The 21,003-nt window shown below is 46.1% G+C and carries 10 protein-coding genes; 8 read left to right on the top strand and 2 right to left on the bottom strand.

What is annotated here, in order from left to right; genetic code table 11:
• The first annotated feature begins 94 nt into the window (after positions 1-94).
• Together feoB and T359_RS0103760 are read left to right on the top strand one after the other, a co-directional pair.
• Positions 95-2,443 (top strand): ferrous iron transport protein B, encoded by a 2,349-nt coding sequence (gene feoB, locus T359_RS0103765; RefSeq protein WP_026516320.1) that lies wholly within the window; start codon positions 95-97, stop codon positions 2,441-2,443.
• A gap of 110 nt (positions 2,444-2,553) precedes the next feature.
• Positions 2,554-5,019: a glycoside hydrolase family 3 protein gene (locus T359_RS0103760; protein WP_026516319.1), complete on the top strand. Its 2,466-nt coding sequence runs from the start codon at positions 2,554-2,556 to the stop codon at positions 5,017-5,019.
• 38 nt (positions 5,020-5,057) lie between these two features.
• Here T359_RS0103760 and T359_RS0103755 read toward each other — a convergent pair whose 3' ends face one another.
• Positions 5,058-5,912: an AraC family transcriptional regulator gene (locus T359_RS0103755; protein WP_026516318.1), complete on the bottom strand. Its 855-nt coding sequence runs from the start codon at positions 5,910-5,912 to the stop codon at positions 5,058-5,060.
• A 145-nt stretch (positions 5,913-6,057) separates the two neighbouring features.
• On the opposite strand from T359_RS0103755, the gene T359_RS0103750 reads away from it, so the two are divergent.
• The 6 genes from T359_RS0103750 to T359_RS21265 all read left to right on the top strand — a co-directional run bounded on the left by T359_RS0103750 (position 6,058) and on the right by T359_RS21265 (position 19,225).
• The gene (locus T359_RS0103750; protein ID WP_026516317.1) at positions 6,058-9,360 is read left to right on the top strand and encodes a tetratricopeptide repeat protein; all 3,303 of its coding nucleotides are present in this window, start codon (positions 6,058-6,060) and stop codon (positions 9,358-9,360) included.
• A 187-nt stretch (positions 9,361-9,547) separates the two neighbouring features.
• Positions 9,548-10,993 carry an extracellular solute-binding protein gene (locus T359_RS0103745; protein WP_026516316.1) on the top strand — a complete coding sequence of 482 codons (1,446 nt, stop codon included), beginning with the start codon at positions 9,548-9,550 and terminating at the stop codon, positions 10,991-10,993.
• 12 nt (positions 10,994-11,005) lie between these two features.
• Positions 11,006-12,730 carry a methyl-accepting chemotaxis protein gene (locus T359_RS0103740; protein WP_026516315.1) on the top strand — a complete coding sequence of 575 codons (1,725 nt, stop codon included), beginning with the start codon at positions 11,006-11,008 and terminating at the stop codon, positions 12,728-12,730.
• Positions 12,731-12,862: 132 nt separating this feature from the next.
• Positions 12,863-14,413, top strand: a complete 1,551-nt coding sequence (locus tag T359_RS0103735) for an NERD domain-containing protein (RefSeq protein WP_026516314.1) — start codon at positions 12,863-12,865, stop codon at positions 14,411-14,413.
• Between the two features lie 87 nt (positions 14,414-14,500).
• Positions 14,501-16,351 (top strand): diguanylate cyclase, encoded by a 1,851-nt coding sequence (locus T359_RS0103730; protein WP_026516313.1) that lies wholly within the window; start codon positions 14,501-14,503, stop codon positions 16,349-16,351.
• A gap of 174 nt (positions 16,352-16,525) precedes the next feature.
• A complete protein-coding gene (locus T359_RS21265) occupies positions 16,526-19,225 on the top strand; it encodes a hypothetical protein (protein ID WP_026516312.1) in 2,700 nt (899 codons plus the stop codon).
• Between the two features lie 61 nt (positions 19,226-19,286).
• On the opposite strand, the gene T359_RS0103720 is transcribed toward T359_RS21265, so the two are convergent.
• On the bottom strand, positions 19,287-20,996 hold the full coding sequence (locus T359_RS0103720) for a vWA domain-containing protein (protein ID WP_026516311.1): 1,710 nt from the start codon (positions 20,994-20,996) through the stop codon (positions 19,287-19,289).
• Positions 20,997-21,003: the final 7 nt, after the last annotated feature.

Raw genomic sequence — 21,003 nt, 5'->3', positions numbered from 1 at the left:
CTTTGTTACCTGTGGCTAATATTTTAGTGGCTTATTTTCATGATTTGACCTATAATGTTTTTGAGAAGATTTATCAATAACAATGGAGACGATCATGACATTAAAAGATGTAAAAATAAATGAAAGTGCTATAGTAACTGAAGTTGGCGGGGAGGGAGCTCTTCGCCAACATTTTCTTGATATGGGTGTTATCCCGGGAGCCAGGGTCAAGGTTGTAAAATACGCCCCTCTTGGAGACCCGGTGGAGCTTCGCATTCACGGCTATGAGCTCACCCTTCGTCTTGCGGATGCTGAGAAGATTCAGGTTGTAAAGACTAAAGAGGCCGATGACGAGAATGTCCGCAAGGCCGTTGAGGGCAACACCTATTCCCACCCCGGATTTGGTGAAGGCGGTAAATATCATGACAAGAAGCATGAGAACCCCCTTCCTTCGGATACAGTTCTTACCTACGCTCTTGTGGGTAATCAGAACAGCGGAAAGACAACCCTTTTTAACAGACTTACAGGTTCCAATCAGCATGTAGGAAACTTCCCCGGTGTTACCGTGGACAGGAAGGATGGCGAGATTAAGGGATATCCCAACACTCTTATCACAGACCTTCCGGGAATATATTCCATGTCTCCCTACAGCAGCGAGGAGATTGTTTCCAGAAACTTCGTCCTTGAGGACAGGCCTAAGGCCATTATAAATATCGTTGATGCCACCAATATAGAGAGAAATATGTACCTTACCATGCAGCTTCTTGAGATGGGCATACCAATGGTTGTGGCCCTGAACATGATGGATGAAGTCAGCGGCAACGGAGGCACTATCAAGATCAATCTGATGGAGGAAATGCTGGGAGTTCCTGTGGTACCCATTTCCGCAGCCAAGGACAAGGGTATTGAGGAGCTGGTAAGCCATGCGATACATATCGCTCACTATCAGGAGAAACCTTTAAAATACGACTTTTGCGATGAGAATGCCTACGGAGGCGCTGTTCACAGATGTATCCACGCTGTTGAACACCTTATCGAGGATCATGCAAAAAGAGCTGAGATTCCCTTAAGATTTGCGGCAACCAAGGTGGTTGAGGGGGACAAGCTTATAATGGATAAGCTTCACCTCGATGAAAGCGAAGAGGTGATGCTGGAGAACATCATTGCCCAGATGGAAAAAGAGCGCGGTCTTGACAGGAGCGCAGCCATTGCGGAGATGCGTTTTGACTTTATCGAGAAGGTCTGCAGCAAGACTGTGGTCAAGCCCCACGAGAGCAAGGAGCATGCAAGAAGCCAGAGAATAGACAGATTCCTCACAGGAAAATATACAGCGATTCCCTCTTTTATCCTTATTATGGGACTGGTATTTTTCATTACCTTCAACGTGATCGGAGCCTTTTTCCAGGGACTTCTTGAATCAGGAATTGAATATCTTACAGGCATTGTCAGTGACCTTTTGATAAATGCCGGAGTAAACGAGGTTATCTACGGCCTTGTTATAGATGGAATTTTTGCCGGTGTTGGAAGCGTAGTGAGCTTCGTTCCAATAATATGCACTCTGTTCTTTTTCCTGTCTCTTATGGAGGACAGCGGCTACATCGCCAGAGTGGCATTCTTTATGGACAAGGTCCTTAGAAGAATAGGTTTATCCGGAAGAAGCATTGTGCCTATGCTCATAGGCTTTGGCTGTACTGTTCCGGCGGTTATGGCAACTAGAACCCTGCCTTCGGAGAGAGATAGAAAGATGACAATCCTTCTTACGCCCTTTATGAGCTGCACCGCCAAGCTTCCTATCTATGCCTTTTTTGTTAACGCCTTCTTCCCGGGAAGGGGCGGACTTATCATAACAGGACTGTATTTCCTGGGAATACTGGTGGGTATCCTTGTGGCATTTCTTATGAAAAAGACTCATTTCAAGGGCGAAGCAGTTCCCTTTGTTATGGAGCTTCCCAATTACAGACTTCCCGGTGCCAGAAACGTGGGACTTCTTCTTTGGGAAAAGGCCAAGGACTTCCTGCAGAGAGCCTTCTCAGTTATCTTTATAGCAACCATCGTAGTGTGGTTCTTACAGAGCTTTGATTTCCACTTCAATCTGGTGGAGGATTCTGCAAACAGTATTCTGGCCACACTTTCCGGCGGCCTGGCTCCTGTATTTGCTCCTCTTGGCCTGGGAGACTACAGAGTTGTCACAGCCCTTATTACCGGATTTATGGCAAAAGAGAGCGTGGTCTCCACATTGGAAGTATTATTCGGAGCAGAGGGCGGTATTTCCGAAGCACTCACAGCTGTTTCAGCAGGAACTTTGCTGGTATTCAGCCTTCTTTACACCCCCTGCGTTGCAGCTATCGCCACCATCAAGAGGGAGATGGGGGCAAAATGGGCTGTTTTCACTGTAATATGGCAGTGCTTCCTTGCCTGGGCAGTGGCTCTGGTGGTTAAACTGATACTGACTGCAGTTCTTTAAATGACAAAAAATGAGAATACACTTTCGCAATTTTTTACTTTTATTTATCTGATACCCAATTTACAATGGTAGAAGAGCTATAAAAGGGAAATTACGGAGGTGTATTTTTTATGCAGAGATGGGCAAGACTTCTTTATCAGCCGGGTGTTCCGCTTTACGGAAATACAAGAGTTACCGGCAGTAAGGAACATATTGATATTTCCAAGGCAGCAGCTGATGAGGCTATTGTTCTTTTGAAAAATGATAATGATTTACTTCCTCTTTCCGGGGACAAGCCTGTTGCCATGTTTGGCAAGGCTTCCTATGAGTATGTGAAGGGCGGCGGCGGATCAGGAGACGTTTTCTGCGAGTATATCCGCTCTTTGTATGACGGTCTCAAGGAGAGAGGTGTTTCTGTCTATGAGCCTGTTATAGACTATTACAGGGACAATCTTAAGAAGCAGTATGCGGAGGGCAGGGTTCCCGGAATGACAGCGGAACCGGAGCTTCCCGATTCTTTTGTAAAAGAGGCAAGAGAATTTGCCGATACTGCCATCATCGTGATCAACAGATTTTCCGGTGAGGGCTGGGATCGCAGCAATATAGAGTGCAACAGGGAATTCAGCCCCTGGCCTGAAGGCACCAGCATGCCTGCTCTTTCAGGCAAGATCTTCCCCGAGGGAGACTTTGTACTCAGCAGTGAAGAAAAGGAGATGGTTTCCAAGGTAACAGCAGCCTTTGACAGAGTTGTTGCTGTGCTCAACATCGGCGGAACCCTGGATCTTAGATGGATCAAGAATGATGAAAGAATAGGTGCTGCACTTTTTATGGGACAGCTTGGTATGGAAGGCGGCCTTGCCGCAGCGGATGTGCTTATTGGTAAGGTCTGTCCTTCAGGTAGACTTTCAGATACCTTCGCAGGAAGTCTAAGTGACTATCCTTCCACAGAGGGCTATCACAAGTCCTTTGACTACGTGGATTACGACGAGGATATCTATGTTGGCTACAGATATTTTGAGACTGTTCCCGGGGCAAAAGAGAAGGTTGTATATCCCTTCGGATACGGCCTTTCCTATACATCTTTTGACATAGAGGTTGTTTCTGCCCAGGCTGCCCAGGCTGTTGCCGGGGTAAAAAAGACTGTTAATACCGGAGATTTCACAGAAGGAAACGACGGTTTTGTATTCAACGTTAAGGTCACCAATACCGGCAAGGTAGCGGGGAAAGAGGTTGTTCAGCTGTACTACGGCGCACCTCAGGGACTTCTTAAGAAGCCTGCAAGAGAGCTGGCTGACTTTGCTAAGACAAAGACTCTTTTACCCGGAGAGTCAGAGCTTCTTACTCTCACCGTAAGTAAATATGAGATGAGCTCTTTTGATGACCTTGGAAAGGTAGCTGATGCTTCCTATGTGCTTGAAAAGGGCCTTTACAGCTTCTATATCGGCAAAAATGTAAGAGATGCCGTAAAGTGCGAATTTGAATTTAACAACGAAAATGATGTTGTAATACAGAAGCTCAGCCACAAGCTTGCTCCTGTGGAGCTTGGAAACAGAATGCTCTCCGACGGCAACTACGAGGAATTGCCCCTTGGAAAGCCCAAGGATATCAATGCCTGCATTTTTGAAAAGATGGAGCCCGGAACAGAGGAGGCTCTTGTTCCTGCTGTTAAGGCAAGGGACAGCTATTTCCTGACCTATCCTTATAAAAAAGATGCCAGGACCTTTATGGAGGTTGCAGAGGGCAAGGTTACTCTGGATGAGTTTATGGCACAGCTTTCAGATGAGGAGCTTATCCATCTTTGCGGCGGACAGCCCAATACCGGAGTAGGCAATGTATTTGGATTCGGTAATCTTCCTGAGTACGGTGTGCCCAATGCGGTTACCGCCGACGGCCCTGCGGGAGTTCGTATTTCTCCGGAGACAGGAGTTAAGACCACAGCATTCCCGTGCGCCACATCCCTGGCCTGCACCTGGAATAAGGAGCTTGTGGAAGCCGTTGGTTTCGCCGGCGGCGAGGAGCTCAAGGAGAACAACCTCTGCGTATGGCTTACACCTGCCATCAACATCCACAGAAGCCCCATGTGCGGACGTAACTTTGAGTATTATTCAGAGGATCCATATCTTACAGGACGTCTTGCGGGAGCCATGGTAAGAGGAATCCAGAGAAACCATGTAGGTGCTTCTGTTAAGCATTTTGCCTGCAACAACAAGGAGACCAACAGAAAGCACTGCGATTCAAGAGTTTCAGAGCGTGCCTTAAGAGAGATATACTTAAAGGCCTTTGAGATGATAGTTCATGAGTCTGAGCCTTACACCATCATGTCCTCTTACAACGTAGTAAACGGCGAGAGAGCTTCTGAGAGTCATGACCTTATTACAGGCATTCTGAAGGAAGAATGGGGCTTTGAGGGCTTTGTGACCTCCGACTGGTGGACAAGAGGCGAGCATTACAAGGAGATCCTGGCAGGAAACGATCTTAAGATGGCCTGCGGATTCCCTGAGAGAGTTAAGAAGGCCCAGGAGCTGGGCGCAGTTTCCCGCGGGGACTTTGAGAAATGTGCCAAGAGGATTCTTAACACCATACTTAAATTTGATTAATGAAGATAAGAGAAAAGTGGGGCATTGTCCCCACTTTTTTATAGGCTTTTGCGTTTTGTTTCCCTAAACTCCTGAGGAGTCATGTGGGTTTTTCTCTTAAAGGTGGAGCAGAAGGCGCTCTCGCTGCCAAAGCCAAGTTGGAAACAGATGTCCTTGCTGCTCATGGCAGTGGTGGACAGAAGATATTTGGCGTGGCTTATCCTGGCTGTGACGATATAGTCATGGGGCGTAAAGCCCGTCTCTTTTTTGAATACCCTAAGGAAGTGAAAGGGGCTTATATTGGCCTTTTCCGCCAGAACTTCAATGGACAGCTCTTCGGATAGATGGTCGTTAATGTAGGATACCAGTTCTTCGATGGTTTCTCCCGAGAGTTCTGTGCTCTTTGGCTTAACTCCCGACACTATGAGCTCTGTCAGGATGTTTACTATCCACTTATTCAGAACAGCGTCGTTTACCGAGGCGCCGGTCTTAAAGGCGGTATAGATTTTATCCAGATATTTCTCAAAATGGTAATTGGACTTCAGGGTTATGAGGTTGCCGTTTTCTTTTGTGATGACCTCATAGTATTTTCTTGCCAGTGCCCCGTCAAAATGAAGCCACAGGGCCTCCCAGCCGTATTTGCTGCCATAGTAGTGGGGCTCATAACAGTCTATAAGAACAATCTGCCCTTCAGTGGCATTATAGGTATCTTCCCCAATTCTTACTTTGCATTTTCCCTTTTTGATATACATAACAAGAAAGCTGTCAAAGGCTTCCCGATACAATTCGTAGCCTGCCTCGTATTTAAAGAAGCCTGTGATTGTAGGGGACAAGAAAAGATCCCGGGAAAGAATTCCGGGAGTGTAGATGTAATAGTCTGATTCCGGGTTGACCAGGTTTTCTTTTGAATTCATGTAAATCACTCTTTCTTAAGCAAAAACAACGGTAGCAATTTTTTTATATCATTAAGCAAGTTAGCTTAATGTAATATCAGATGGACTCACATATTATTATTTTAGCATGATAAAACACGATAGCAATAAAAATATGGAGTAGATTATGAGCAGCGTAAAAATATATGAAGAAGCGGTAAGTATACCTACCTATGAGGTGGGGGCTCCGGATAAGAATCCGATGTTTCTGGAAAAAAGAGTGTATCAGGGAAGCAGCGGCAAGATCTATCCCTATCCAACCACCAATGAGATCAGCAGAGTAAAGAAGGACAAGAAGTGGAATGCTGTCTTTCTTGAGAATGAATATATAAAGATCATGATCCTTCCGGAGCTGGGAGGCAGGATCCAGAGGGCCTATGACAAGACCAATGACTATGATTTTGTCTACTACAACAGGGTTATAAAGCCTGCTCTGGTGGGACTTACGGGACCCTGGATCTCCGGAGGAATAGAATTTAACTGGCCTCAGCACCATAGACCAACTACCTTCAGCCCTGTGGACCACAAGATCCTTGAAAACGAGGACGGCAGCAAGAGCCTTATTATCGGGGATGTGGACCAGATGTACGGCACCAAGGTGGTGACGAAGTTCACTCTTTATCCCGGGAAGGCCTTCATTGAGATCACAGGGCAGCTCTACAACAGAACTCCTTTGCCTCAGACCTTTTTGTGGTGGGCCAATCCCGCGGTATCGGTTAATGACTACACCCAGTCCATTTTTCCGCCGGATGTACACAGCGTCTATGACCATGGAAAAAGAGATGTCTCAAGATTTCCCATAGCCACCGGCGTTTACTACAAGCACGACTACAGCGAGGGTGTCGACATCTCGAGATATAAGAATATTCCGGTGCCCACCTCCTATATGGCGGAGAAGTCCGAATATGATTTTGTGGGAGGCTATGACTACAGCAAAAATGCCGGTCTTCTTCATGTTGCAGACCATCACATTTCTCCCGGAAAGAAGCAGTGGACCTGGGGCAACGGAGATTTCGGCAGGGCCTGGGACAGAAATCTTACGGATGAAGATGGTCCCTACATCGAGCTTATGACAGGTATGTTCTGCGACAACCAGCCTGATTTTGCCTGGCTTAAGCCCTATGAGGAGAAGGTATTTAAACAGTATTTCATGCCCTATAAGGCGGTGGGGCAGGTTAAGAATGCCTCTATTCATGCTGCCATCAATACAGAGGTCAGGGACAACGGAAACAAGCTCTATATCTGCGCCTATGGAACAGAAGAATATCGTGAGGCAGCAGTTACTGCTGAATATATGGGAAAAGAGATCTACTCAGAGAAGATAACTCTTTCTCCCACAGATATTTATGAAAAAGAGCTTCTTCAGGGAAAAGATTTTTCTGAGGCGGTCCTGGATGAGTATAGTCTTGAAGTAAAGATTGTTTCAGAGGGGAAAACTCTGGTTTCCTACAGAGCCAAGGATCAGGGAATTCCGAAGCTTGCAGAGCCTGCCAAGGCTGCAAAGGAGCCCTCCGAGATCATGACCAATGAGGAGCTCTATTTTACAGGACAGCATATCGAGCAGTATCGCCATGCCACATTTCTTCCTGATGATTACTATCTTGAAGGACTAAGGCGTGATCCCGGGGATACCAGGATAAACAATGCCTACGGACTTCTCCTTCTTAGAAGAGGGCGGTTTGAGCAATCAGAAGGGTATTTCAGGAAGGCCATTGAAAGGCTCACCGCCATGCATCCAAGTCCTTACCACAGTGAGAGCTACTACAATCTTGGCCTCAGTCTTTTTTATCAGGAAAAATATGATGAGGCCTTCGATGCCTTCTACAAGGCTGTTTGGGTATCAGAGCTTCAGGAGATGGGATTTTACTATCTGTCGGCAATTGCCTGCAGAAGAGGAGAATACCGGGCTGCTCTTGATCTTATAGAAAAGTCCCTTGTGAAGAATTCCCACAGCGTTAAAGCGAGAAGTCTTAAGGCTATGATACTTTATAAGCTTTCCCTTACGGATGAAGCCAAAGCTGCAATCACGGATAATCTTAAGCTTGATCCCTTTGATTTTGTATCAAGGGCTGTGCTCATTTTTATGGGAGAGAAGGAAGAGAGTTTCCATGAGCTTTCCAGGGATTTCCATGAGACCTATCTTATGGTTTCAAGGGACCTGGCTGAGGCAGGTTTTTACGAGGAAGCTGTGAGGGTGCTTTCCCTTTATCCGGGAGAAAACCCTTTGATCCACTATTACAAGGGAGCCTATCTTGAGAAGCTTGGCCACAGAGAAGAAGCCATAAAAGAATACGACCTTGGAGAACACAGTGATCCTGCATGGTGTTTCCCAAATAAGCTTGAAGACATAGGAGTTCTGGAAAATGCCATAGAAGCAGGCAAAGGCTCCGGCCCGGTTCCTGCAAAGGCCATGTATTATCTTGGGTGCCTTTACTATGACAAGCTTCAGTTTGATCTTGCCATCAGTCTTTGGGAAGATGCAATGGAGCTGGATTACAATTATCCTACACTCCTTAGGAATCTGGCTATTGCCTGTTACAACAAGAAGGGAGAAAAGGAAAAGGCCAGATCCCTGATGGAAAAGGCCTTTGAGCTTGACTCTTCCGATGCAAGAGTATTCATGGAACTTGACCAGCTCTATCAAAAGCTTGGAGTTTCCCTTGCGGAGAGAGAAGCGAATTTCGACAGGCATATCGAGCTGATAGAAAAAAGAGACGATCTCTATACGGAGTATGTAACTCTTTTGAACAATATAGGACAGTACAAAAAAGCCCATGAAAAAATAGCGTCCCATTCCTTCCAGACCTGGGAGGGTGCAGAGGGCAAGATCACGGCCCAGTTTAAGCTCTGTCTTCTTATGGAGGCGAAGGACCTTATGGAGACCAATGCAGAAAAAGCGGAGCACCTTTTGCAGGAAGCCCTGTCTTATCCTGAGAACCTTGGAGAGGGACGTCTTGAGGGGACCAAGGACAATCACATCTACTATTATCTGGGACTGTGTTACGAGAAGCTTTCCAAGCCTGAGAAGGCCAGGGAGTGCTTTGAAAAAGCAACTCTTGGAGCCCAGGAGGTTGCCGGCATGATGTATTATTACGATCAGCCTGCAGATATGATCCTTTATCAGGGACTTGCGCTGTCAAAGCTTGGCAGGAAAAGTGAGGCCAATTCCCGTTTTTACAGGCTTCTTGACTATGGAGAGCAGCATGTGAGGGATGAGTTTAAGATGGACTACTTCGCTGTTTCCATGCCGGATATGTCGGTCTTTGATTCGGATATGGACAAAAAGAACGAGGCTCATTGCTACTACCTCATGGGGCTTGGCAATCTGGGACTTGGAAACAATCAAAAGGCTTTGGGATATTTTGAAAAAGCATTGGATACTGATTGCACGTATAATTATGCAAGAAAATACTTGCTAATGCATAAATAAAAGTTTTGAGGATATATGTAAACCCGCGCTACGGCGCGGGTTTTTCTATGCTATGAAAGAAATTAATAAAAATTCAATTAATTGTCTTAAATTACTGAAAAAGCGCTTACAAATTGCCTTAAAATAAATGATAATATAGTCTGACTGATGACGTTCTTTATGTGAATCCAATGGATTGGAGGCCTATATGAACAGGAAAAAATGTATTAGGATCATTTCAATCATGTTGACCGCTATCCTTGTTACAGCCTGTGGAAGCAGCGACGTTCCTGTAAGGAGCAGAGGCGGAAGCGGAGGGATACCTACACCTCCTGAGAAACCTTCACAGATTACAATGATGGTGGACGGCACCCTTATCACTCAGGAAAATGGCCGGGATGAGTTTGAGGCAAGATGGGAAGCTCTGACCGGCATAGACCTTATAATTATTCAGCCTGAGCATGATGTGTATTATGAGGAGGTTACTAAGGCTTTTGAATCAGGGGATCTTCCTGACGTGATTCTTTTAAGCTCCACATATTATACAGACTATGCTAATGAGAAAATGCTGGCAGATATCTCACCCTATTACAGCGGATCAGCCCTGGAATCCAGGATTACAGCTGCGGGTAATCAGGCGCTTATAGATGCCATCAGGATAAACGGCAAGCTTTTCGGAATTACTCCAACAAGAGGAAACGGCTGTGTTACCTATATCAAAAAGGCATGGCTGGATAATGTGGGCATGAAGGCTCCCACCAATTATTCCGAGTATATTGCGATGCTGGATGCTTTTACCACTAAGGACCCCGACGGTAACGGCAAGAATGGCGACACCTACGGCGTTTCAGCTGCAGGAATCATCAATAATGAGGCACCATACACGAATTATCTGCCGGAATTCTATCAGGATGCATATCCCTCTTTTTACCAGAAGGATGATGGCAGTTGGGCTGACGGATTCACCGAGGATTCCATGAAGCAGGCTCTGGCGAGACTCAGAGATGCCTATTCCAAGGGCTATATCGACAAGGATATAGCAGAGAATGGTACCGGAGACTGCCGTGATAAATTCTATGCCAATGAATTCGGTGTGTTCACCTATTGGGCAGGAACCTGGGCAAAGACCCTTTCAAATAAGCTCAAGGATGCTGAGGTGGACGGAGAGCTGGTGGCAATACCGCCTCTTGCTGAGACGGGGGCGTATCTTGAAAGAGTGGCTCCGGTTTGGTGCATAACCTCTACCTGTACAAATCCGGCGGGAGTATACAAATACTTCCTGGAGACCATGCTGGACGGAGCTGAAGTTGAAGAACTCTGGACCTACAGCCCTGTTTCTGATAACTATGCCAAGAATCATATAGACCACATGCTGGCTATAGTGCCCCTTGCCAATGACCCCGGAGCAGACAGCATTTCCGAAAAACAGGCTGAGGCGGCAACCCTTTTCAATACAAACAGTCACATGGCAGATCTTCCTTACAGCACCGAGGCTTTTTCGAATTACAATGATGACCTTATGGCCTTGAAGAAAGAGCTTATAAAAAATGTAGTTGTGAACGGAGCTGATATTGAAGTAGCCTACAAAGATTTTGAAAGTGCTAACGGTTACTATATGTCACAGGCGATAGTTGATTCGCTGAACGCGGAGTAAGGAGGACCTGACATGAAAGAGAAAAGAGGCGCCAGATTCAGTATAAAAATGAAGATAGTTCTGGGCAGTATTTTTATAAACATCATTACCTGCGTGGTAATGGGACTTATCATATACAATTATATTCATGCAAGCTATGTAAAAAGCGCATCCGAAGATACTCTTGCCCTGGTTAAGGTGGCGGCCTATGAGATGAACGGAAATCTTCTGGGACTTTTAGAGGCCGGCGCAGACAGCAGTTATGCCAATACTGTCATGAGGGAAGAGATGAAGACCGTGGAGGAATCTGCTCATATCTGCGGAATTTATGCTATCGGTGAGAGAGGCGGACAGAATGTTTACCTCTGTGCACCGGAGTCCGCCGGAATAGCCATCGGAACACCTGTTGAAGCTGCTTATGCCGATGACATCGCCAAGGCATTTTCTCAGGGAGGCTATGTTACCGGAATAGTTGAAAAGAATGCTTCAGGAAACAGTTTTATAACTGCTTATGCACCTATTTATAATAAAGAGGGCAAGCAGACAGGTCTTCTGGGCATCGATTATATAGTAGATGACCTTACAAAAGCATTAAAGGCTATTATTGAGAGAATTCTGATCATCGCAGCTGTTTTGTCTGTTGTGGCAGCTGTCCTTTCTATTATTCTCGGAAACGGTATTGCGTACGGTCTTGAAGCGGTAGATAAGAAGATCTATGATCTGGTAAGTCACGACGGAGACCTTACCCAGCATATCGAGGTTAAGGGAAATGATGAGGTTTCGGATATCGCATCCAATATCAATAACCTGCTGGAGCATATCAGAAGTGTAGTAAGCTCCATTTCAGAAAGCTCAAACAACCTGTCAGGCTCAGTTGAAACAGCTCTGGAGACCACGGTTAAGACCAACGATCAGTTAAGCGGTGTATCCGCCACCATGGAAGAGATGAGCGCAGCCATGGAAGAGACCAGTGCTTCTCTTGCCCAGGTTCAGGAGTCCACCAACAAGGTAAAAGACGAAGTTCAGGAAATGTTTACCAGTGTTCAGACCGGAACAAATTATGCAGGCGAGATGGAAGGGCGTGCTATGGAAATGAGAAAGCATGCTGAGAGCGAGACAGAAGAGGCACGACGTGCAGCGGATGAGATGACTGACAGTCTTAATGAAAAGATTGAGAAGTCCAAGGCTGTTGAGGGCATCAGCGGACTTACCCAGACAATTCTTGAGATAGCATCCCAGACCAATCTTTTGTCACTTAATGCCAGCATTGAGGCTGCCAGAGCCGGTGAACATGGCAAAGGCTTTGCAGTAGTTGCTGAAGAGATCAGCGGACTTGCCACCAACTCAGCAGAAACAGCCAAGAAGATCCAGGTTATTTCAGAGGAGGTTATCGGCAACGTAAGAGGTCTCGCAGACGAAGCCACCAAGATGGTTGAGTTTGTAAGAGAGAAGACCATCGGCGGATATCATCAGCTTATGGATACCGGTGTTCAATACCAGGAAGATGCTCAGAAAATTTCTGAGATGCTTAGGAATGTTGAGAAGGCTTCCCAGACCATAGAGAGCTCCATGAACTTCGTATCCCAGGCCATGGATGATGTAACAACAGCAGTTGACGAAAGCGCAAGAGGCATCGAGGATGTAGCCGGTGCGGTTGCGGAAATGTCCGACAACATGAAATCCAACAAGATCGTTGCCAACGAAAACGCACAGATTGCCCAGCAGCTTGACGACGAGGTTAATAAATTCAAGTTCTGATCATAATAAAAAAATAATATCAGGAGAGCCGGTTTCCGTAAGGGAGCCGGCTCTTTACTTTGCCTAGGTCTTGCTTGATAACAAAGGTCTTATATTGTAATATGAGTGGAAAGTTATTTTTGGAGGAGAGCAATGTATTGTATTCACTGTGGCGCCCAGGTAAGCGACACTGCTAATTTCTGTCTTAAATGCGGAAAACCTACCGCACTGAAAGTAGACAGTAGAAATAATTATTTTTCCAAACAAAAAACGGTGAATCAGCTTCAGATGCTGACAAGATCTTCAGCAATGAAAGTCTTCGGGGAACCGGGATATTATTGCATAGGCTGCGGCAGCTATATAGACAGGGCTGCTGCTGACAGGGCATTAAGAAATACATGCCCTGCCTGCGGAGTTCCGATCATCGGAAAATATACCCGCCCTCAGACTTTTATCGGTGCCATAGCCAAGAATGTTGCAGGGGCCAATAATCCTAACAGAAACGTCAACCCTGAGACTCTTATCTACAACTACTATAGCTCACTTTATTATCAGCGCAATAACTATCCCTATGAAGAAGTGGCCGCAGATGTGGAAAAGACCGGCAAGTATCTGGTGGAAGTGGGATATCAGAAGGCCAGAGCCAGCTTTAAGAATTTCAGAACCTATATCTTTTTTGACCTGCTTATTCCCGAAGAAAACGGCTCTTTCCAGGAGATAGACGCCCTTGTGATCTTCGGATCAATGGTATATGTAATAGAGGCCAAGAACAGAAGCGGTGTGTTCAATATGAAGAGCCTCTCTGAGGATTATTGGGATTTTGAAGCTTACAACGGGGAAAAGTGTAAGATATATAATCCGCTTCTTCAGAATAATGAGCATATTGCGGCCCTTCAGCATTACCTCAGTGAAAGGCTTGATTTTGAGCCCTTCTTTTTCAACTTTGTCAGCCTTGCAGGGAACGGAACCGTCAACTGGAATATTCCGGTGGACCCTCTTGATGAGCTAAAGCTTGGCTGCTGGAGAGTGACCAACAACGCCAACATGGAGAAGACCTTTACTGATGACTTCGGAGTCTTTTTACAGAAGATGATGGAGCCCGGCTATGATGACGGCTTCCCGGACTATGATGATAAGTACGCTCAGAAGATAATCGATGCTCTGGATGAAGTGCTTAACGAGCCTGCGGAAGAACGGGACAAAAAGATAGCTGCAATGGCAGATTCCAAGGTGGATAAGGGCCAGAGACCTTATAGATATTACTACGGTGAGATCAACAGGTCGGTGCCGATGCTCTTTAGGACCAATGGAGTCCACAGCCAGGTTATTTATGCCTATACCGGAAGATGGAACTCAGCCTATAACGTTGTGGGCCTGTCAGAAAACGGAGAACCTGTACTTCTGGATGAGAAAGTTAGAGCTGAGTGGACCGTGATCAACTCCGAGGATGAGCTCAGGAATGCTTTTCTTTGTGTAAAAAACGGAACAGGAACTCATAAGGAAACGGGCACAGAGAATGGCACAGAGAAAGGCACGGAGGACGGGTTGATGTTCTTCCATGGATGTAATGATCTTGAGACCCTTAACGCCAGATACAAAAATCTGTGCAAGACCTTTCATCCCGATGGGGCAAGCGGTGATGAGGAGACCTTTAAGATGATGCAGGATGCCTATGAGAGTCTGAAGGTGAAATATTTACTATAAAGTTTGCAAATTCTAGTAAGAAAATAGCTGTTTCTTGTGATAAAATATATGAATGAGTTATGATTCGTAATATTGGGGAGATTTACGATGATAGATGGGAAGAGAATTGTAGCGCTATGCGCCTATAGGATTTATGATCCTCAGTTTTTTGACAGCGTTACTAACCTTAACGAAATGCTTAAGGAACAGAACTGCAGGTTGTTTCTTTATGCCATGAACTCTGAGATCGGCAATAGTGGGGACTATCAGGCCGAATCCTCAGTGTATGATCTGATCCAGTATGATAAGACTGATGTTGTTATCATTATGGCTGAGAAGATCAAGAAGAGAGAAGTAATACAGCATATTATTGACCGTGCCACAGAGTACAACGTGCCTTGTATTGTGGTGGACGGCGATTTTGATAATGTGGCCCGGGTGAAGTTTGATTACGCCAAGGGCTTTGAGGCTGTGGTGAGACATATCATAGAATACCACGGCGCAAAGAGACCGCATTTTGTGGCCGGCAAGAAGCACAGTGAGTTCTCCAATGAGAGAATAGATGTATTCAAGAAGGTAATAGCCGAGAATGGTATCGCCTTCGACGACAGCATGCTCAGCTATGGAGATTTCTGGTCGGATCCTGCAAGGAAGGTTGCGAAGGAGCTCCTTAAGAGAGAAGAGCTTCCGGATGCAGTTATCTGCGCCAATGACATCATGGCCATCAATATCTGCGATGTTTTTTCTGCAGCAGGAGTGAGGACCCCGGAGGATGTAATAATATCCGGTTTTGATGGAATTGATGAGGCATTTTTGTCAAAGCCCGGCATGACCACTGCCATGTGTGACAGCCTGGATCTTGCCAAGGCTGTTGACGAGGCCGTTATGGAGGTTCTCGCCGGAAATAAGGATGTGGAGAAGTGGATCGTGCCATCCTTTGTTTCCAATGAGTCCTGCGGCTGTGAGAGAAGAAGCCTCGGAACCGTTTCGGTGGTGCACAGCCTGAATAACAGATTTTATCATCATCAGGATGATATTCATGTGATGCATGTGCTCACATCCAAGATCATGGCCTGTGAGAATCTTTTTGAATGTACCAAGCTCATAAGAGATAATCTTGATGACAATATGTGCTGTGTGGTCAAGGATGCATGTTTTGAGATCGAGAAGGATTATTTCCTTGAGGATATAGATAACTCCCGCATGAGCGTGATTTATAACAGCTATAGCGATTCCGATGGGATTGTAGCCTATAACAAGGAGCAGGTGATCCCCAATCTCAAGGAGGCCCTGGATAAGGGATATCCGCTCATTTTCAATGCACTTGAATACATGGGAAAGGCTATAGGCTTTGTGTGCTATACCTTTGACAGATATGATCTTATCGATTATTCCAAGACACCCAGTGTCACCAATTGCCTGTGTATGGGCTTTGGCGGATTTATCACAATTCGTTATCAGCGGTTCCTTAAGGACAAGATTCAGAAGATGTATCAGAATGATGCTCTTACGGGACTTTATAACAGAGTTGCTTTCCTTGCCAAATATGAGGAATTTAAGAGTAAGCCTCAGAACAAAGGAAAGACACTGAATATTATCATGGCAGATCTGAACGGACTTAAGTCCATCAATGATAATCACGGACACGCGGCCGGCGACAGAGCCATAGCCACGGTGGCCAAGGCCTTCAGAGCTGAATGCCCTGAGGAAGCGTTGCTTGTAAGATTCGGCGGCGACGAGATGATCGCTCTTGTTCCCGGGGACAGGAATGTGGCCAGTCTTATCAACAAGATGAAGGAACATCTGGAGATAGACAGCAGGCGCCTGGGATACAATGTGGCAGCCAGCTACGGAACCTATTCCACTGTTCTTACAGAGGAGCTCAACCTGGACGAGATCATCGCCATTGCTGACGAGCAGATGTACAAGATGAAAAAGGGCGCCAGAGAGATTTTTTAATATTTTGAATTATTTTAGTACCGGACAGATGTCCGGTACTTTTTTTCATTTTATTTTAAGGAAAAGGTTATATTTAGAACAAATAATGACGATATACTGATTGGTGTAGAATGTTTTTTTGTGCAAAAAAGTGAATTTTTATTTCTGATTTCAACCGTTAAGAGGGAACGAAATATGAAGAAATGGCTGAGATTCATTAGTTTGACCATGAGCGCATTGCTTCTTTGCGCCAATATGCATGCGATATCCGCCAGGGCAGCTAACCTGGATGGCGCCAATGCGGCGAAAATTGCCAACGCCATCACCAGTACAGCGGTGCAGAAGGCTGCAAGGCAGGGAAAGGACTACTTTAAGACCCTGGCCAACGGCAGGATAATCTATGTAAAGGGCTTTAAGGTGACCAACCTGGACAGACCTGTACACGGCCAGATCCTTGATACTTCCGCAACGGTTACCGCAGACAGCGGAATGAGCTGGGAAGTTCCCGTTATCTGGGTTGATCAGAACGGAAATCTTCTGAAGGTTGCTTTGGAGATAGAAGGAGTGGTTAAATGCTATCCCCTTATAGCATTCTATCTTCCTGAGGGTTATGCCATGGCCCAGGGCAGCAATGTCAGCTATGACATATGGCTTCCTGATTTTGTGACTGACCTGATGGCGAAGACCGGAGTTGCAACCCTCTCTAATCCATCCAGCGGTGTCACCTACATCACACCCCTTCTTCCGGGCAAAAACAAGGTGGAGGCCAAGCCTACTCCTCAGTACTATGCCTATGATGAAGAGGTGGAGTATGAGTATAAGCCCTCTGAAGATGCAGGCAAGCCCTATGTTCCCGAGGAACAGCAGGCCGGTGGCAACAAGGGCGGCGGAGGAAAGAAAAAAGGGGCAAATGACTACACCTCCAGACCAAAGATCAGTGATAAAGAGAAGGAAGAGCTCGTTACGGTTCATGCAAAAGGAGATGCCGAGACAGTCTTCAGTGGAAATGAGGAGGCAGGCATACCCGATCAGAGCGACGAGCTTGCCTGGTTTATCAAATTCATCAAAAACGTTGTTGAGCCTGAGGCGGTAGCTCTTTTGGAGCAGAAATTCCCTGCATATAAAGATGCTGTCAAAGAAGGAAAGCAGCTGGGAGAAAATCTCGGATTATATGTTACATTCACCAAGTCCGGGCAGAGCGGAACAAGTACTGATACTGAACCAGACACAGGCACGAATGAAGAACAAGAAAACGGTGCAATAGCCAAGCTGGAGTGGGAACATGACGGGAATGGCGGAATAGAATACAGACTCGTTGTTGATGCCAGTTATTTTTATAAACTTGATACAAATACCGGAACCTATGTCTTCAGTACTGAGACCGGGGATGGTTCTGATGCATATTCACTTCTTGATAACACCATGGTCCACGAGCTCATGCATGCCCACATGCTGGATTACACCAGAACCGGAATGACAGGCATCGAGTATGATGAAGATACCAAGACCTATGTGGAAAATGATAGTCTTAAGTATCCCAAGTGGTTCACTGAGGGAATCGCGACAGCTGTTGATAACCCTTATCAGTACCGCAATAATGATTTCATTTCAAAATATGGTTATGATGCAGGCAGTGATACATATTCCGTAGATTCAATGGTTCAGAGTTATTCGTCTAATTCTCAGATGCAGCTGGCCAATGCCGATGGCGGAAATGAGATGGCGATGTACTCCAGCGGATACCTGGCCACGGTTTATCTGAGCTATCTTGCTGCAAAGGCATATGACGATAAAGATGCCATAAAGACCAATAAAAAGAATGATACCTATACCATCGACAGCAAAGTCATCGTCAGCGGAATGAATCATATTCTTGAGAATCTTCACGACGGATACAGCCTGGATAAGCTTATCGGTGAGATATCCCAGAAGATTACCGATAAGGAGAAGAGAGATTATAATTACTATTCAAACACTGATGATTTTATGAATAAGTTCATGACCTCCAAGGATCAGGAGGATTGTGACAACGGTTCATCCGCAGACTTTTGTGCCAAACTATTAAACTATTTTGCCGCAAACAGCGATGAAAAAGGCACAGTAAACGGATCCATCCTTTTGGATTTTACCAGCACTGATGAATATCAGCTGAATAAGAGTCTGAAAAAAGGAAAGCAGAAGGCCTATGTATTAGAGGACGAGATCGAGGCTTCTACAGCGGATGTAAAGACTGCCCTTGAATCCGGTGGAAAAAGCGATGTAAACTCCGGTGGAAGCACTTCGGAAGAAGAGACTACACAGGATGAAGGCGAAGATGCAGCAGCAAAACCTGCAGCTGAAAATAAGGCGCCAAACACCACAACTCCTTCCACAGATGAGAATGTATCCGAGAATCAGGACAGCTCATCTCAGGGGGGCAGCGTAGATAAGCCTTCCGATAATTCTGAGGATAATAAGTCTGAAGAAAAGCCCTCCAAGGGTGATAAGAATAAGAAGGAAAAGTCGGATGAGACGGAAGAATCTGCTTCTGAGAGTTCATCCGAAGAAACAGAGCCTGAGGAAACAGATCCGGAAGAAACTGCGGAATTCCCTGCAGAGGATTCAGATCCTGAGCCAGAACCGGAACCTCAGCAGCCTGAGCAGCCCCAGCCTCCCGCAGAAGAGGTGACAGCTCCTGAAGAAACTCCGGCACCGGAGCCTGAAGTTACCCCCGAACCGGAACCTGCGCCTCAGGAAGATTACACGCCGCCGGGACTGATCATTTCAGAATCGGAACCGGAGCCTTCACCTGAAGAGCAGCCCAATCAGGACAACAACCAGGAAGTACTGGATGCGGTAAAACCTGAGCCTGAATCAAATGATGACGGCCCTGCTCCTGAAGCATCCGGAGAATAAAATGACAATGCAATAGGGACGGTTCTTATGAACCGTCCCTATTTTAGTGGGGGTTTTTATATCAAGCGTCTTTGGAGACCCTTTTTACAAGATATCTGAACTCATCTTTATAATCATCTGTGTCATCGATTTCCTTCAGTGTCTTAAGGATTCCGTCGAGAGTAGCTGTTCCCTTGTGATCGCTGTCCTCCAGAATCATGGCGAACTCAACAACTGAACTTGCAAACAGGAAGCTGTCGCTGGGCTTTTCGCTGTAGAGCTTGCTGCCGATAACATACTCTTCAAGCTGTGACTTGTCCTCATCGGGCTCCTTGTATCTAAGGGCCAGTGTGCCATAATCGGAAGAAGGATCTGCCTCTGTATTGCTTCCCTGGTATCTAAGGCTTACAGCAGCCTCTGAGCCTGCGGGAATGATCTCGTAAAGAGCAACAACGGTGTGGCCTGAGCCAAGCTCGCCGCCGTCCTTGGTATCATCTGCAAAGTCTGTGGCAGCCAGGGTTCTGTTCTGATAACCTATAAGTCTGTAAGCATTGACCTTGGCAGGATTGAACTCCATCTGGAACTTAACATCCTTTGCAACGGCGACAAGAGTTGAGCTCATCTCTTCCACAAGAACCTTGTGACCTTCAAGCTTGGAATCGATGTAGGAGTAGTTGCCGTTACCGCAGTCAGCAAGTCTCTCAAGGCTTGCATCCTTGTAATTACCTGTGCCGAAGCCGAGAACTGAGAGGTAGATGCCATCGTTCTTTTTCTCTTCGATAAATCTTTCAAGCTCGTCAGGATCTGAGATTCCTACATTGAGGTCCCCGTCTGTAGCCATGATGATACGGTTGTTTCCGCCTTCGATAAAGTTCTCCTTTGCAACCTCATAAGCCATCTGCATTCCGCGCTGACCTGCTGTGGCGCCATGGGCGTAGAGACTCTTGATGGCCTGCTTGATCTTCTTTTTATCCTGGATTCCCACACCGTCAAGAATGAGCTCCTCGTTACTTGCATAGGTCACGATGGAGATTGTGCTTTTTTCCGGAAGATTATCAACAAGGTCAAGCATTGAATCCTTGAGAAGATCAAGCTTGTCTGAGCTGTTCATGGAACCTGATACATCAATAAGGAAAACCAGGTTGCTGTCGGGCATTTCCTCCGCAAAGTCATCCTCGGCTCTGATTCCCACAAAAAGAAGCTCGTGATCCTGGTTCCAGGGGCAGGTTGAAACCTCTGCGGTTACGCCAAACTTCTGACCTCTCTTTGGGGCAACCAGGTCATAGGAGAAGTAGTTGAGGAACTCCTCTTCACGAACCGCATCGCCATTTATATTGTGAAGCTTGTAGCCTGACTCTATCATTCTGCGGACATTGGCATAGGATGCTGTATCCACATCTGCTGCAAAGGTTGAAAGAGGCTGTGCTTCAGTTAAGAAAAATCCTGTTTCTTCGGGCTTTTCATAGGTTTCCTGTCTGTCTAAGTTGGCATAGCTGTCATCGCCTCTGCGATAGCTGTCATCAGTTTTTGCATCCCTGTTTGCGCTCTTTGAGTAAGTTGGAGAATAGGCTGAATCGGAAGTTTCCGGGCATGCTTCACATTCCGCAGCATCAGTATAATTGTAAGAAGGTGAAGGAGAAGCTTCATAGGGAGCCTGTGCAGCCCCGGTTTCATATGCCGGATACTCGGCTTCTGTGGCGGCCTTCTGCTTAATGCCGCCGCAGCCTGTAAGTGATGCTGCCATGATTGTGATACTTGTAAGAAGTGATAATCCTTTAATATACCTTTTCATAATGTTC

The sequence above is a fragment of the Butyrivibrio sp. MC2021 genome (assembly GCF_000621605.1).
Taxonomy (GTDB): Bacteria; Bacillota; Clostridia; order Lachnospirales; family Lachnospiraceae; genus Butyrivibrio.
Note: the sequence above shows the minus strand (reverse complement) of the source record. Positions and strands in the feature narration are given on the sequence as shown.

Excerpts from the sequence above, each read along its gene's own strand:
- T359_RS0103735 (WP_026516314.1), top strand. The coding sequence starts at position 12,863 with ATGTATTGTATTCACTGTGGCGCCCAGGTAAGCGACACTGCTAATTTC.
- T359_RS0103720 (WP_026516311.1), bottom strand. The coding sequence starts at position 20,996 with ATGAAAAGGTATATTAAAGGATTATCACTTCTTACAAGTATCACAATC.
- T359_RS0103745 (WP_026516316.1), top strand. The coding sequence starts at position 9,548 with ATGAACAGGAAAAAATGTATTAGGATCATTTCAATCATGTTGACCGCT.
- T359_RS0103755 (WP_026516318.1), bottom strand. The coding sequence starts at position 5,912 with ATGAATTCAAAAGAAAACCTGGTCAACCCGGAATCAGACTATTACATC.
- T359_RS0103750 (WP_026516317.1), top strand. The coding sequence starts at position 6,058 with ATGAGCAGCGTAAAAATATATGAAGAAGCGGTAAGTATACCTACCTAT.
- T359_RS0103730 (WP_026516313.1), top strand. The coding sequence starts at position 14,501 with ATGATAGATGGGAAGAGAATTGTAGCGCTATGCGCCTATAGGATTTAT.
- T359_RS0103740 (WP_026516315.1), top strand. The coding sequence starts at position 11,006 with ATGAAAGAGAAAAGAGGCGCCAGATTCAGTATAAAAATGAAGATAGTT.
- T359_RS21265 (WP_026516312.1), top strand. The coding sequence starts at position 16,526 with ATGAAGAAATGGCTGAGATTCATTAGTTTGACCATGAGCGCATTGCTT.
- feoB (WP_026516320.1), top strand. The coding sequence starts at position 95 with ATGACATTAAAAGATGTAAAAATAAATGAAAGTGCTATAGTAACTGAA.
- T359_RS0103760 (WP_026516319.1), top strand. The coding sequence starts at position 2,554 with ATGCAGAGATGGGCAAGACTTCTTTATCAGCCGGGTGTTCCGCTTTAC.